The organism is Alcanivorax sp. (genome assembly GCF_002726155.1).
Classification (GTDB): domain Bacteria; phylum Pseudomonadota; class Gammaproteobacteria; order Pseudomonadales; family Alcanivoracaceae; genus Alcanivorax.
On the sequence record NZ_PBSH01000036.1, the window covers coordinates 77,573 to 92,820 of the forward strand.

The window sequence follows — 15,248 nt, forward strand, 5'->3', positions numbered from 1 at the left end:
GCACATCGAGGGCTTTGTACATCCATTGCATTTTCTAAGGAGGGAAGCCCCCATGAGCAAGACCGCAACCATCGAGCAACGCTTTAACGAACGTTACGAGCAAGTGGCCACCGAAGCCAAAGCCACTCTGGAAAAAGTGAACAACGCCGTTCGAGGTGCCTACACCCGCCTGGAAGACAACGGTAACGAACTGTTCCAGAACCTGGTCAAAGCTGGCGAAAAACGCCAGAAAGCCCAGAGCAAACCCCAGAAAAAAACCACTAAAGCCCAGCCTTCCCAGCTGGACGAAGTGCGCAGCAAAGTTGCCGCAGCACTGGGCTTGCCGACCCGCGACGAAGTTGAAGCACTGAACAAGAAGTTGGCTTCGCTGACCCGCAAGGTCAATAAACTGGCCAAAGAGTCCAAGTAAGCCCCTATCTGCCGGAGCGGCTATGCCGCTCCCGGCACAATACTGACCCCGCCCTCTTTTCCTGTTTCCACTCAAACCTTCAACCCATTTGGGCCATAAACTCGCCAACGCGGTCAATAAACCAGCAATACGCGCTTAACCCCACACCAAGTGTTGACTTGCCGTGCTGCGTCTCGTTATCTAAGGGATTCTGTACTGGATAACAACAACTGCGAGCTCATGCCGTCCGCTAATCTGTCAGCCTCTCTAAAGCATAAAACCGTCGCGCCTTTCTGGCTGGAATACCTGCTGGATGCCGCGCTTCGCGCCGGCGTGGACCTGAGTTATGCGCTGGTGGAGTCCGGTATCAGCAACGACGACCTGGAAGATCCCCAGTCACGGATTTCCATGGCCATCGAGAACCAGTTGCTGAAACAGGCCATTACCGGCAGTGCGGATCCGCTATTTGGACTGCACATGGGGGAAGGCATCCGTCCGCGCTTCATGGGCGAGCTGGGTTACGCCAGCATGTCCAGCGCCACGCTGGGGGATGCCATCGAGTTGATGATTCCCTTTATGAAAGTCACCACCGAATACGCCCAATTGCGTTTCGAGTGGCGCGAGCAGGATGGCGATAAAACGCTGTGGCTCATCTGGGCAAGTGATCTGGAAGACCTGCCCACCTACCCGGCCCGGGTCGACGCCAATTTCGCCGCGGCCATCGTTTACGGTCGCTGGTTAATTGGCCAGGAACTGAACCCGGCACGCATTCTCTTCAAACACCCGCCACAGGGCGACGAAGCCGAGTACCAGCGCATTTTCCGTTGCGACGTTACCTTCGGCCAGCCGGAAAATGCCATTGTGTTACCCGGCCACCTGCTGGATCTGCCCCTGCGCGATGCCGACCCGGAAGTGCACAAGGTCGCCCGCTCACGCATGCAGCGGGCGGTTACCCAGTACCACGCCCGCGACAACCTGCTGGAACAGGTGCGCCTGGAAATCCAGAAACGCCTGCAGCAGGGCATCCCGCAGCTGGAGCCCATTGCCGATCAGCTGGGCGTCAAACCCTGGACTCTGCGTCGCCAGCTACGCGCCGAAAACACCGACTTTTCCAGCCTGCTGGAAGACGAGCGTCGCCGGCTGGCCTGCGACTGGCTGCTGCACAGTGAACGCTCCGTTAACCAGATCGCCCTCGATTTGGGGTATTCCGAACAAAGCGCGTTCAATCGCGCCTTTAAACGCTGGTTTGATATTACCCCGGTGCAGTACCGTGACAGCCAGGGCAATCACAGCTTCAACGATTGAGCCCCCCGCCACTGGCGCTTGCACTGCCCCAGCGTCAGCCCCTGTGAAAAGCCGTTGACCAGAGTGCTGCCCAACCGGCCCTGTAACAGCCGTGAGGAGACCGGTAGCACCCCGTAAAAAAGCGCCCCAAGCCGGGAAACCTGTTGCAGCTCCTCCCGCCAGCCTGCCAATGCACGGGGATATAAAACATCCGGCCTTTCGCCCAGTATCGCTTGTGCAGCGAGCTGACCACTAAGCACGGCCCCGTAAATTCCTTCCCCCAGCAACACTTCCGTGCAACCCGCCGCATCGCCCACAAACAACACGCGCCCATTGGCCAGCCGGGTGTGTGGTAGCCAGGTGCCCAGCGGGTAGCCCGCCACCTGCTCCGCCTCTGCCCCAAGGCGTGCCCGGCAGTAGCGCTGCAGGGTCGAGCGTTCCGGGGCCGCCACCCCGTGCCGCCAGACATAAAGCCCCACATTCACATGATCGCCCTTGGGAAACAGCCAGCCGTAGCCACCGCGGATCACACCAAAATCCAGTGTCATGGGCGGGTAGTCCCGTACGTTTTCCCGTGGCACACAGCCTTCGATGGCCATGGCACCGGCCGGGTGGCGCTCACCCAGCAGCCGCGCCACGGCACTATTGGCTCCGTCCGCTGCGATCAGCCAGGGGGCGGAGAAGACGGCCCCCTCCCGGGTCTCAATGCGCACGTAGTCTGCCCGCTGCTCTATACCTCTCAGGCCACCCGTCTCATGAAATACAGCACCCTGTTGTTCTGCCTGCCCACAGCAAAACGCATCCAGCTCCGCCCGCTCCGTCATTACACAGAACGGGGTGGCGGTACTAAGGTGGCGTACCGGAGAGGACGGATGACTCACCGCCAGAGAGGTAACCGCTTCACGCACCACCGGCGCAATACTGAATCGGTAGCGCGCCACGGCTTTCTCGGTAACCCCGCCTGCACAGGGTTTTCCCCGCGACAAGGGGCGGGAAATCACGGCCACTCGCAATCCAGCCGCTGCCAGATCCCAGGCCGCTGCACAGCCCGCCTGACCGGCGCCGACAATCAACACATCCCAGTTCGTCATATATCTCCCCCCGATTCCGTGCGATTAGCCGCCGGGTCCTTTATAATGCGCGCCGTCCGGGACCCTGACCCACGGACCTTGTTCAGCGGTCCCCTCGGTTTCAGCCACATAAGTTCTCCCGAATTAAAGCTAGGAGATTGTTCATGAAAGCACCCGTACGCGTAGCCGTCACCGGCGCCGCTGGCCAAATCAGCTATTCCCTGCTGTTCCGCATCGCTTCCGGCGATATGCTCGGCAAAGACCAGCCCGTTATTCTGCAGCTGCTCGAAATCACCCCTGCTCTGGAAGCCCTGAACGGGGTCATCATGGAGCTGGAAGATTGCGCATTCCCGCTGGTTGCCGGCATCACCGGTACCGACGATGCCAACGTGGCCTTCAAAGACGCCGATTACGCGCTGCTGGTTGGTGCTCGTCCGCGTGGTCCGGGCATGGAGCGTAAAGACCTGCTGGAAGCTAACGCAGCCATCTTCTCCGCCCAGGGTAAAGCCATCAACGACAATGCCAGCAAAGGCATCAAAGTTCTCGTTGTCGGTAACCCGGCCAACACCAACGCCCTGATTGCCCAGCGCAACGCGCCGGACATCGATCCCCGTCAGTTTACTGCCATGACCCGCCTGGACCACAACCGTGCCATGGCGCAGCTGGCCAACAAGCTGGGCAAAACTGTCAATGACGTGAAGAAAATGCTCATCTGGGGCAACCACTCTTCCACCCAATACCCGGATCTGCACCACTGTGAAGTGGACGGCAAAGTGGCTATCGACCAGGTCGAGCAGGACTGGTACGAAAGCAATTACATCCCGACTGTTCAACAGCGTGGTGCGGCCATCATCAAGGCCCGTGGCGCGTCCTCTGCCGCCTCTGCTGCCAACGCCGCTGTGGACCACATGCGTTCCTGGGCACTGGGCACCGACGAAGGTGACTGGGTTTCCATGGGCATCTACAGCGATGGTTCCTACGGCATTCAGGAAGGCCTGATCTACTCCTTCCCCTGCACCTGCAAAGACGGCGACTGGACTATCGTTCAGGGCCTGGAAGTCAACGACTTCTCCCGTGGCAAGATGCAAGCCACCGAGCAGGAACTGGCGGAAGAACGTGACGCCGTTTCTCACCTGCTGCCGTAAGGCTCAGGTCGGGAAATAAAAAAGGGGCTCTCAGGAGCCCCTTTTTTTGTGCCGCTCTGCGGCTGCAACACGGTTTACGCAGCATGCAACACGCGAAAAGAGTGGTTCTATGCCATGGCTTTGTGCCTAACGTTAACCGACTCTTTCTGTCTCAATACCGCGATGAACCTTTCTCAATTCCAAAACGCGATCAGTATTCGGAATAATCCATCTGCTGCATCTGGGCCTGTTGTGAATACTGTGCATAGTTGGCCATGGTGATCGGGAACAGCACACCGAAGTAGCCCACCATCAACAACAGCACAATCACAAAGGCGGCTTTTACGCCACCAGAATTACCGACCGGAGCGGCGCCGTACTGGTTGCTGCCTTCGCTACCGCGCTTGAACAACATCACCAGACCCAGCACCAGGTTGGCAATCGGCACCAACATGAGCAGGCTCAACCAGCCACTGGCGTTGATGTCATTGAGACGACGCACCATGTAGCCCCAGCTCATCACCATCACACCAATGAAAGCCACGGTGGCGATCAGCCCCATGATCATTGCCCCTGCGCCAATGGCGCTGTCACCGGCACTCATGATGCCCGGGATCACAACAGCAGCTGCGACACCCAGCACCAGATAGAACAATAAGGTCAGGCCAGCGGCATAGACGAAATAACGCATACGGCCGATGCGTCCTGACAGCGACAGGAATTTGGGTTGATAGGTTTCCTGGTTACCGGCAACAGCAACATCTGCATTGGGTGCCTGATACGGTTGGTTCATAGGTACTCCCCCTGGGGTTCAAGATTAAACAAACAATCAAAGATTAATACGTCGCCTCTACGGCGTATGGTGTTGACCAAAGTCATCCATGGCGCGCAGCAAATCACGGCGACTGATCTGGCCGACCAATTTTCCGTTGTCCAACACCGGTAACCGCCGACGATGATCCGCAAGAAAAATTTCTGCCACATCGAGAATGGAATCCGAGCCTTCCACGGTCTGCAGATCCACACTCATATACTCTTTTACCGAACCGATTTCGGTGCCGTGGTAGCTTGCTTCCAGCGCTCCCTTGAGGCAATCGGATTCGGAAAAGACCCCCACCACACGGCCCGCATCATCCACCACCGGGCCACCGGAAATCTGATTTTCCAGCAATACACGAATGGCTTCACTCACGGACATATCGGGGGAAAAGGTGACCAGACGGCGGCTCATGTACTCCGCCACGTGCATGGACTTGAGCATAATTCTTCCCTGTGCGGTGGTAGCCGGCATCATGCCGGCTATGGGGTGTGCTGTTCTTTATAGCAGGATTCGTGACATGAATCGCTAATGGCTGAGGCTACACCAACGCCTTCGGCGCAGTGATAATACCGTTGTTATCGGCATAAACAAATTCGCCCGGGCGGAACGTCACACCACCAAAGGTGATGTCGATATTCAGCTGCCCTTCGTCGCGGCGAACGGACTTAATCGGTACACAGCCTTGAGTGATAACGCCGATGTCCAGTGTCGCCAGCGCATCCACGTCGCGGCAGGCACCGTAAATGATGACCCCTTCCCAGCCGTTTTTCACCGCGTTTTCCGCGATCATGTCGCCGATCAACGCATTGCGCAGGCTACCGCCACCATCAACCACCAGCACCTTGCCTTTGCCATCGGTGCCCAGATGTTCTTTGACACGGCTATTGTCTTCAAAACATTTCACCGTAACGATTTCACCGCCAAAGGCAGAGCGGCCACCGTAACTGAGCCAGTTGAGGCCGGTTACCACGGAGACACTGTCCGCATTATCATCACAAAGATCGCAGGTCACAAAGGTCATACTGACTCCTTCGGTTTTCTTTCAGGTTACGACCAGAGCTCAGTCGGCTCGGGTCACTTTCTCGCGGAATTTACCGGCGAAGACCAAAAAATCCCGGTAACGCAACCGGTACAACCCTGTATCCGGGCCGACCAATGCCATGCCTACCATGGCATCCGCTACCTTGCGGCTATCCACGGGCAACCAGTGGGCGTCGGTCCAGCGTGTCAGGGGCTCTACAATGCGGTTGACGATGTTGCCCAAGTCTTCAGCCGGGCGCTTGTCTTCACGTGCGCCGCGCAGCAACGATGGCTGCAAAATGGCCAACAAAGGCAATTCGAGCTTCATGAGCGCACGCTCCATTTGCCCTTTTACTCGCGAATAAAAAAACGGCGAGCGGGCTTTGGCATTCACTGCCGACACCACTAGAAATCGTTGCACGCCACCACGACGGGCCATGTTACCCGCCAGTACCACCAGGTCGTGGTCCACATGACGGAACGCTTGCCGGGAACCGGCCTTCTTCATGGTGCTGCCTAAACAGCAAAATACATCGTCCACCTGAAACTGCGACTGACAGGCTTCGATATTATCGAAATCCACCTCATGCACATCCAGCTTGGGGTGCTCCACGGATAACGGTCGGCGTGTCAAAACGCATACCCGTTCGTAATCATCACTGGCCAACAGGTTTTCCAGGCAATCACGACCGACCAGCCCGGTTGCCCCCAGCAGCAAGGCTTTTCTTGTCATTGTTCTTCCTCGTCTCTAGCTGGCTGCTCTGGCAGCCAGCGTCGTAACACCGTTTCCAGCGCATCCAGATGCACCGGCTTGGCAAGAAAATCATCCATGCCCGCAGCCAGACAACGGGCCTGAACCCCTTCCGCCGTATTGGCCGTCACTGCCACAACCGGTGTGCGCAGACTCGCCTTGTTCTGCTCAATTTCACGCAAGCGCCGGGTCACTTCAAAACCGTCCATTTCCGGCATCATGCAATCCATCAACACCAGATCGAACGGTTCCTGTTCCAGCAACGCCAGCGCGGTTTCCCCGTTACTGACCGTTTTCACCTGAAATCCCAGCTTGCTTAGCATGCCCCGGGTTACCAGCTGGTTCACTTCGTTGTCTTCCACCAGCATCAGCCGGAAACGTTTGCGCCGCTGGCGCTCTTCCGGTGTCTGCAGTGGCGCATCCCCCACCGGCATTTGCCGTTGCAGACCCACCAGCCGCGCCAGCCCCTGGCGCAACACGGTGCGGTGAACCGGGCGTACCAGCACCACCAGGTCATGTTTATCGATAAGCTGCTGCACCGCCGCATGGCTGCGCTCTTCAATAGTCGCCAGCAACACCAGGCGCACCGGTCGCAGCGAGGGGTCTTCGAGCACATTGCGACACAGATTCAATGCCAACTCGGGCCGCGACCAGGTATCCACAAACAACACATCGAAATCACTTTGCTCGCGATGGCCAGCGCGTAGTGCCTGCAAGGCGTGATCGTAGCCCTTGGCCGACGATGCCTGGCAATCCAGCGCTTCCAGCTCTTCCTGAATGCTGGCAACGGTACCTGAGGCAGCCCCGACAACCACCGCCTGGGCACCATCCAGTGCCCGTATCAGGCTCTGCGCTTCACGCATGTCCGGCTGCATCTGCACCGGAACCGTGAACCAGAAGGTAGAGCCCTCACCCGGGACACTTTCCGCCCCGAGGGCACCGCCCATGGCGTCAATCAGGCCCTTGCAGACCAGCAGCCCGAAGCCGGTGTGGTGGCTGCTGTACACGTCCTGACCATCTTCGATAAAGCGATCCTGGAACAGATGACGCAGGGTTTCCGGATCCATACCCGCCCCCTGATCGCTCACCCGCACGCGTAACACGCCACCACTTTCCCCTTCCACGGTGAAATCCACGTCCAGGCGAATTTCGCCCCGCTCACTGAATTTGATAGCGTTGCTGAACAGATTATTGAGCACCTGCATCAGGCGCTCGCGATCGCCGCGGATGCGCTTGGGCAGCATGCGGTCGATCACGCAGCTCAGCTCCAGTCCGGATGACTGCGCCATGGGGCCAAAAGCTTCCAGCGATTGCTCAATCGCCGCACGGAAATCGAAATAATCCGAATTGAGGGTAATGCGTCGGGAAAGGATGCGGGAATAATCCAGCACGTCATCAATCAAGGTGAGCAACAACTTGCCACTCTGCCCTGCCACCTGCAGGTAGTCTTTCTGTTCATCGTTAAGGCGGGTGTCTTCCAGCAACGACATCATCCCCATCAGGGAATTCATTGGCGTGCGCAGTTCATGGGCCAAACGATAGACCAGGCTGAGCTGGACTTCGGTACTGCTGCGCACCGGCTGTTTACGATCCAGCGGTCCTCGACGCTCGCGCGTCATTGCATGCCAGAACGTTTCGTATTGCCCTCGATAAAGCCGGAACAAATAGAACGCGTACGAGCCAATCAGGGCCGCCAGCACCCAGTCATGCAAGCTACCAGCAAACAATAAAACCGCCAGCGTCGGCAGGAACATCAACACGATATAAGCCTGCCGAACCCGCAGCCCGGCCATCCAGGAGCTGCCCAGGGCCGTGGTCACGCCCACGTTATAAAGAATCACCACAAAGAAATTGAAGCCGGTGCCCAGCCGCCAGATTAACCAGGCTGGCAGCAGCCCCCATAACAAGGCATGCAATGCCAACCCCACCCCGAACAGACGCCGCCAGCGCGCCGGGCCAGCCCCATAGAGGGCATCGAAACGCGCCACCAGCCACAGCCGATAGGCGGTAACCAACAGGACGGCGCCACCGCCTATCAGCGCTTCCAGCTCGAAGCTCTGATAGACCTGACCCCAGGCAAAGACAAGCGCATAAACCAGAAGGGCCGCCAGGACTCCCATCAAGGAGTTCTTGGCGGCCCCGTAATCTACGCGTTTAAGAACCTTTCGATCTTTCTTGTATGGCACTGTATTTTGTTCCGCAGAAACTGGATTTCACCGGTTTCGCGCTACGTTAACACCGCCTCATCAGACTGGCTAGAGCCTATTGCACGCTGCCTCCAGTCCGCTTGCGACGGTCCAGCGCGACCAGTAGTGGCACGAAAAAGAAGAAATCCACAATCAGTGCCATGGCGATGGTGATCGCAGACAACTGCCCCATGCTGGAATTGGGGTAAAAATGGCTGGTCCCGATAACCGCAAAGTTCGCCACCAGCACCACCGATGTGGCCACCAGCGCCACACCGACAGTACGGAATGCGTACTCCACCGCTTGTTCGGTTTTGAGCCCCAATTCGCGTTTGGCCCGCACGTACTTGCTCAGGAAGTGCACCGTGTCATCCACCACGATCCCCAACGTCATACAGGCCACCACCGATACCGCCAGGCCGATCTCCCCATTCACCAGCCCCCACAGGCCGAATGCCATGGCCGCGGGCAACAGATTCGGCAACAGGGACAAGATGCCATAGCGCACAGAGCGCAACGCGATAATCAGCAGCACCGACACACTGACCAGCGCAATCAATGCACCGCTCAGCATGCTCTGGATATTGCGCATGGTGACCCGGCCGAACAGGATATCCATGCCCGTGCCTTTGGTTTGCATGGCTTGCGGCCAGTTATCCTGCATCCAGGTTTCTACCCGGTCATTGAATTCCAGCACCGGGCGCGAGCCGATATTCTCCAGCATCACAATCACCCTGGCCTGCTCCTTGTCGATATCCAGCTGGTCTTCCAACCCCAGCCCCTGGGGCAGCGACAGCTCATACAGCAAGGTGTACTGGGAAATCAGCTCCCGGGATTCAGGAATCCGGTACCAGGTCGGGTCACCACCGTGCATGTCCCGGTTGAGTCGTTTGATCACATCCGTATAGGCGGTGGCGTACACCACCTCATCCTGCTGCTCCAGCCACACGGTCAAATCATCAATGTGCTGGAGATAGGCAGGCTCCATGGCTCCGCCGGACTCGCCGGAATGCACGGCGTAATCAATACGGTGCATGCCGGTAAGATTGTTCATGGCGAAATCATTAACCCGCCGCACTTCAAACGTCTCATCGAAGTATTCGTTGAACACATCATTGATGCGGTTAAGCCCGATACAGGCGGTCAGCACCACGACCACCACCGACATGCCCAGCAGCCAAGGCTTGAAGTGGCGGCTCAGGTGCCCGGCCAGAGCGCCCATCAGGGGCGCAAAATCCCGCTGCTTGCCGGGTTCGATACGGTGCGGCAACAGCATCACCAGCGCCGGCAACAAAATCACCGAGAACACAAACGCCAGCAGCACCCCGATCAGCACCACATTGCCCAGCGCACGGAACGGTTGAGATTCGGAGAAATTGAGGATGGCGAAGCCAATGGCCGTGGTAAAACTGGTCAACCAGACCGGCTGCATGTTGATGCGCAGGCTTTCCAGCATGGCCGCCGCCCGTGCTTTGCCTTCCAGGCATTCGTGTCGATAACTGGCGAGGATGTGTACGGAATCCGCTACGGCCAGAGTCAGAATCATGGCCGGGGCCATGCCCACGATGGGGGAAAACTCGATCCCCAGCCACATGGCCACCCCCATGGCAGAGGCGATGGAAAAACCGATCACCATCACCGTCACCACCACAAACATGCCGCTGCGCAAAATCAGCCACAGACATAGCAGCATCACCACAAAGGCCAACGGCAAGGTGGTGGCCATGGATTGCTCGGTGGCGTCAGCGGAGGCCTGGGAAAATACCACCGTGCCTGTGACCATAAACTCGATATCCGGATACCGCTCCCGGTAGGCCTGCGCCATATCGCGGGCGGCGGCGGTAATCACCGGGGCTTCGGTATTGCCCTCATCCATGGTCACCGTGGCGACAACACCGGCCACATGCCCCCGGTCAGAGACCAGCCGCCCGACCAGTGCCGGCTCTTTCAAGGCGACATCACGGGCGTAAGCAATGGCGGCCGGAGTCATTTGCTCAGCATCTTCCACCAGCGGTGCCACATACAGCTCGTCGCCTTCGACCTCGGTATGCTGAAAATTGGTCAGGGAATCCACGCGGGTGGAGTTAGGCAGCGTCCAGGCGTCGTCGGTAAGAGACTCGATCGCTTCCAGAGTTTGCGCTTCAAACACCTGATCGCTTTTCGGGTGCACCACGAACAGCACCACCTCATTAGCGGTAAAGCTGTCTTCCAGCGCCACGAACCGTTTGAAATCCGGGTTTTCCTGAGTGAAGAAAATACGCGGATCATTATTGTTGCGGAAATTCTGCAGGCCGGCGGCCATGGCGGCACACAGCGCAATACAGATAAACAGCACCCACACCGGGTGCGCCACCACCCAGCGACTCCACGTCTCTTTCATTGTTATTCCCACCGTCCCCTGACATTGAGTCCGGAGTCTAGGCACCGGTAAACATGGTGTCACGCACCAAAAAGGCCAAAACGCATACTTTACGTTAACGTAAACTTCCCCTAGGATTTCGCCATGAGCAAAAAACAGACCTACAGCATCGGCGAGCTGGCCCGGGAATTCGACGTGACCACCCGTACGATTCGCTTTTATGAAGACCAGAATCTGGTCAATCCGGCCCGGCGCGGGCAGACACGGGTCTACTCCCCTGCGGACCGGGTGACCCTGAAGCTGATTCTGCGCGGTAAACGGCTGGGCTTTTCCCTGGCCGAGTCCCGGGAACTGATTCAGATGTATCAACCCAGCGGCGATAACCGCAATCAGCTACTGGCCCTGCAAGACAAGATTCAGCAACGCCGGGAACAATTGAACCAGCAACTCAGAGATATTCAGGCACTGCAGCAGGAGCTGGACGACGCCGACCAGCGCTGCGAAGACGCCCTTACCGCTTTGGAGAAACCCGACCATGTTTGACAGCAGCTTTAACTTCGACCTGGACGAAACCCTGGTTGCCCTGCGTGACAGCGTGCGCCACTTTGCCCAAAAAGAAATCGCGCCGATCGCCGCCGAGGTGGACCAGAGCAACCAGTTCCCGCTGGAGATGTGGAAGAAGCTCGGTGATTTGGGGGTTCTCGGGGTCACCGTCAGCGAAGAATATGGCGGCGCCAACATGGGCTACCTGGCCCACACCCTGGTAATGGAAGAGATCTCCCGGGCCTCTGCGTCCATTGGCCTGTCCTACGGCGCCCACTCCAACCTGTGCGTCAACCAGATCTACCTCAACGGTACCGATGCCCAGCGCGAGAAATACCTGCCCAAACTGGTCAGTGGCGACCATATCGGCGCCCTCGCCATGAGTGAACCCGGTGCCGGTTCCGATGTGGTCAGCATGGGGCTGCGGGCCGACAAGCAAGGTGACCACTATGTACTCAACGGCAACAAGATGTGGATCACTAACGGGCCCGACGCGCACACCTATGTGATCTACGCCAAAACCGATACCAGCGCCGGCCCCCGCGGCATCACCGCCTTTATCGTAGAACGGGGTTTTGCCGGTTTTTCCCAGGCCCAGAAACTCGACAAGCTCGGCATGCGTGGCTCCAACACCTGTGAACTGGTCTTCGAAGATTGCCAGGTCCCGGAAGAAAACGTGTTGGGAACCGTAGGTGAAGGCGTCAAGGTGCTGATGAGCGGACTGGATTACGAACGCACCGTACTGTCCGGTGGAGCCACCGGCATCATGCAGGCCTGCATGGATGTGGTCGTCCCCTATGTCCACGAACGTAAGCAGTTCGGCAAGGCCATCGGCGAATTCCAGCTTATGCAAGGCAAGATCGCCGACATGTACGTGATGCTCAACGCCAGCCGAAGTTACCTCTACAACGTCGCCAAGGCCTGCGATCGCGGCGAGACCAACCGTAAAGACGCCGCCGGCGTCATTCTCTACTGCGCCGAGAACGCCACCAAAATGGCACTGGAAGCGATCCAGACCCTGGGCGGCAACGGCTACATCAACGAGTACCCCACCGGCCGCCTGCTGCGTGACGCCAAACTCTACGAAATCGGCGCCGGCACCAGCGAAATCCGCCGCATGCTCATCGGTCGCGAGTTATTTAACGAGACACGCTAACACGCCGCACGCACCACGCCTGCACGCGCCCTCCAGCATGGTGCGCGCAGGCGTGCAGCGTGTAAGCGAGGAATCTTATGCCCAAGATCAATAGCCAGATCAATCCCAACAGCCCGGACTTTCAGGCCAACCGGGAACATAACCTGCAGCTGCGTCAGCAACTGCAGGACAAACTCGATCACATTGCCCATGGCGGTGGCGAAGCGGCGGAACAGCGGCTGCGTGAGCGCGGCAAGTTGCCGGTGCGCGAGCGTATCAATTTGCTACTCGACCCCGGCTCCCCGTTTCTGGAAATTTCCGCGTTAGCCGCCGAAGGCGTTTACGGTGAAGACGTGCCCGCCGCTGGCTGCGTTGGCGGTATCGGTCAGGTGCAAGGCGTGGAATGCATGATCGTCGCCAACGACCCCACGGTAAAAGGCGGCAGCTATTACCCGCTCACCGTGAAAAAACACCTGCGCGCCCAGGCCATGGCGGCGGAAAACCGTCTGCCCTGTATTTACCTGGTGGATTCCGGCGGCGCCAACCTGCCCCGTCAGGACGAGGTATTCCCGGACCGCGAACACTTCGGTCGCATCTTTTTCAACATGGCCAACATGTCCGCCCGCGGCATTCCGCAGATCAGTGTAGTGCTCGGTTCCTGCACCGCCGGCGGTGCTTATGTGCCCGCCATGGCCGACGAAGTGATCATGGTGAAAGAACAGGCCACCATCTTTCTGGCGGGCCCGCCGTTGGTGAAAGCCGCCACCGGTGAAGTGGTGACAGCGGAAGACCTGGGCGGGGCCAACCTGCACTGCGAGCAGTCCGGCGTGGCTGACCATCTTGCCGAAGATGAACCCCATGCCTTTGAGCTGGCTCGCCAATGCATTGCCCACCTGAACTGGCACAAGCCCGATCAGGTCAAGCGCCTGCCCGTGCAGGCCCCCGCCTACGACCCGCAGGAACTGTACGGCGTCATCCCTACAACCACCCGCCAACCCATGCCCGCCCGCGAGTTGATTGCACGCATAGTGGATGGCTCGGAACTGGACGAATTCAAATCCCGCTACGGCACCACCCTGGTGTGCGGCTTTGCCCGCATCCATGGCTACCCGGTGGGCATTCTCGCCAACGATGGCGTGCTCTACTCGGAATCCGCCCAGAAAGGCGCGCACTTCATCGAGCTGTGCAACCAGCGCAAGATTCCCCTGCTGTTCCTGCAGAACATCACCGGTTTCATGGTCGGTCAGAAATACGAAGCCGAAGGCATCGCCAAGCATGGCGCCAAAATGGTCAACGCCGTGGCCTGCGCCACCGTGCCGAAATTCACCGTGATCACCGGCGGCAGCTTCGGGGCCGGTAACTACGGGATGTGTGGCCGCGCCTATGATCCGCGCTTCATGTTCATGTGGCCCAACGCCCGCATCTCGGTAATGGGCGGCGAACAGGCAGCCAGCGTTCTTACCCAGGTGAAACAGGCCTCACTGAAGAAAAAAGGCCAGGCATGGAGCGATGAAGAGGCAGGACAATTCCAGGCGGACATGACCGAACGCTATGAAGAGATGGCACAGCCCTGGTATGCCAGCGCCCGCCTTTGGGACGACGGTGTCATCGACCCCGCCGATACCCGTGACGTGCTGGGCCTGGCCATTTCCGCCAGCCTTAACGCTCCCATTGAAGAGACACGTTATGGCGTGTTCAGGATGTGATTGAGAGACGCTTGCACGCTTCACGCAACACGGCCAAAGAGAAAAAGACATGAGTGTTACGACAGATATCGAAGGACACGTTGCCCGAATTACGCTGGATAACCCGGATAAGCGCAATGCCTTCGATGACATCATTATTGCCTCGCTGACCGAGGCGTTTGAAAAAGTCGGCGACGATGACAGCGTGCGCGTTGTGGTGTTACAGGCTGCCGGCAAGCATTTTTCCGCTGGTGCCGATCTCAACTGGATGCGTGCCATGGGCAAACTGGACGCGCAACAGAACCAGCAAGACGCTCTGCGTCTGGCTGCGCTGATGCAGGCCATTGATCAATGTGCCAAGCCGGTGATCGCGCGCGTCCAGGGCGCTGCCTTTGGCGGGGCGCTGGGGTTGATCTGCGCAGCAGACATGGCCGTAGCGGCAGACAATGCACGCTTCTGTCTCAGTGAAGTGAAGCTGGGCATTGTGCCGGCGGTGATCAGCCCCTACGTGGTGCGAGCCATGGGCCCTCGCCAGGCCAATCGCTATTTTATGACCGCAGAAGTGATTGCTGCTGACCGCGCCCAGCAGATCGGCATCGTCCATGACGTGGTCAGCGAAGACGCTCTCGACAGTGCCGTTGATGCGCTGGTGCAGTCCCTGCTCAGTGGCGGCCCGCTGGCACAGGTGGAAACCCGCGCCTTGATTGCCCGCGTCAGTGATGGGGCTATCGACGACGCCATGCTGAATGACACTGCCGCCCTCATTGCCCGGTTGCGCACTGGCGAAGAAGGTCAGGAAGGGCTCAGCGCCTTTCTGGAAAAACGGAAACCGAATTGGATCTGACCCACTATCCGTAGGAGCGTCGCTGGCGGCGCGATAACC

14 protein-coding genes are annotated in these 15,248 nt (G+C 58.5%); 7 read left to right on the top strand and 7 right to left on the bottom strand.

All coding sequences use genetic code 11. The features are described from left to right. The first annotated feature begins 52 nt into the window (after positions 1-52). Together CL546_RS11155 and CL546_RS11160 are read left to right on the top strand one after the other, a co-directional pair. The gene (locus CL546_RS11155) at positions 53-409 is read left to right on the top strand and encodes a hypothetical protein (protein ID WP_007148939.1); all 357 of its coding nucleotides are present in this window, start codon (positions 53-55) and stop codon (positions 407-409) included. A 219-nt stretch (positions 410-628) separates the two neighbouring features. Continuing rightward, positions 629-1,693, top strand: coding sequence for an AraC family transcriptional regulator (locus CL546_RS11160; protein WP_290494972.1), 1,065 nt, complete (start codon positions 629-631; stop codon positions 1,691-1,693). Here CL546_RS11160 and CL546_RS11165 read toward each other — a convergent pair. Next, on the bottom strand, positions 1,675-2,763 hold the full coding sequence (locus CL546_RS11165) for an NAD(P)/FAD-dependent oxidoreductase (protein WP_290494974.1): 1,089 nt from the start codon (positions 2,761-2,763) through the stop codon (positions 1,675-1,677). The genes CL546_RS11160 and CL546_RS11165 overlap by 19 nt on opposite strands. A gap of 143 nt (positions 2,764-2,906) precedes the next feature. Between CL546_RS11165 and CL546_RS11170 the strand changes: the two genes are divergently transcribed. Beyond that, positions 2,907-3,887, top strand: a complete 981-nt coding sequence (locus tag CL546_RS11170) for a malate dehydrogenase (protein WP_290494976.1) — start codon at positions 2,907-2,909, stop codon at positions 3,885-3,887. Between the two features lie 190 nt (positions 3,888-4,077). Here the strand turns inward: CL546_RS11170 and CL546_RS11175 are convergent, their stop codons facing one another. The 6 genes from CL546_RS11175 to CL546_RS11200 form a co-directional block, all read right to left on the bottom strand. Beyond that, positions 4,078-4,659, bottom strand: a complete 582-nt coding sequence (locus CL546_RS11175; protein ID WP_290494978.1) for a DUF805 domain-containing protein — start codon at positions 4,657-4,659, stop codon at positions 4,078-4,080. A gap of 57 nt (positions 4,660-4,716) precedes the next feature. Further along, a complete protein-coding gene (locus CL546_RS11180; RefSeq protein WP_290494980.1) occupies positions 4,717-5,127 on the bottom strand; it encodes a CBS domain-containing protein in 411 nt (136 codons plus the stop codon). Positions 5,128-5,224: 97 nt separating this feature from the next. Further along, positions 5,225-5,707 carry a ribonuclease E activity regulator RraA gene (gene rraA / locus CL546_RS11185; RefSeq protein WP_290494981.1) on the bottom strand — a complete coding sequence of 161 codons (483 nt, stop codon included), beginning with the start codon at positions 5,705-5,707 and terminating at the stop codon, positions 5,225-5,227. 39 nt (positions 5,708-5,746) lie between these two features. Further along, entirely contained in the window at positions 5,747-6,439 is a 693-nt protein-coding gene (locus CL546_RS11190; protein WP_290494983.1) for an NAD(P)H-binding protein, read from the bottom strand. Continuing rightward, complete coding sequence (locus CL546_RS11195; RefSeq protein ID WP_290494984.1) at positions 6,436-8,577, bottom strand: response regulator; 2,142 nt, start codon at positions 8,575-8,577, stop codon at positions 6,436-6,438. The genes CL546_RS11190 and CL546_RS11195 overlap by 4 nt, the downstream gene beginning before the upstream one ends. A 142-nt stretch (positions 8,578-8,719) precedes the next feature. Next, positions 8,720-11,023: an efflux RND transporter permease subunit gene (locus CL546_RS11200; protein ID WP_290494986.1), complete on the bottom strand. Its 2,304-nt coding sequence runs from the start codon at positions 11,021-11,023 to the stop codon at positions 8,720-8,722. A gap of 123 nt (positions 11,024-11,146) precedes the next feature. On the opposite strand from CL546_RS11200, the gene CL546_RS11205 reads away from it, so the two are divergent. The 4 genes from CL546_RS11205 to CL546_RS11220 all read left to right on the top strand — a co-directional run bounded on the left by CL546_RS11205 (position 11,147) and on the right by CL546_RS11220 (position 15,209). Continuing rightward, positions 11,147-11,545: a MerR family transcriptional regulator gene (locus CL546_RS11205; RefSeq protein ID WP_290494988.1), complete on the top strand. Its 399-nt coding sequence runs from the start codon at positions 11,147-11,149 to the stop codon at positions 11,543-11,545. After that, complete coding sequence (locus CL546_RS11210) at positions 11,538-12,701, top strand: isovaleryl-CoA dehydrogenase (RefSeq protein WP_290494990.1); 1,164 nt, start codon at positions 11,538-11,540, stop codon at positions 12,699-12,701. The genes CL546_RS11205 and CL546_RS11210 overlap by 8 nt, the downstream gene beginning before the upstream one ends. Positions 12,702-12,778: 77 nt before the next feature. After that, a complete protein-coding gene (locus tag CL546_RS11215; RefSeq protein WP_290494992.1) occupies positions 12,779-14,386 on the top strand; it encodes a carboxyl transferase domain-containing protein in 1,608 nt (535 codons plus the stop codon). Positions 14,387-14,435: 49 nt separating this feature from the next. After that, positions 14,436-15,209: an enoyl-CoA hydratase/isomerase family protein gene (locus CL546_RS11220; protein ID WP_290494994.1), complete on the top strand. Its 774-nt coding sequence runs from the start codon at positions 14,436-14,438 to the stop codon at positions 15,207-15,209. The last annotated feature ends 39 nt before the right edge of the window (positions 15,210-15,248 follow it).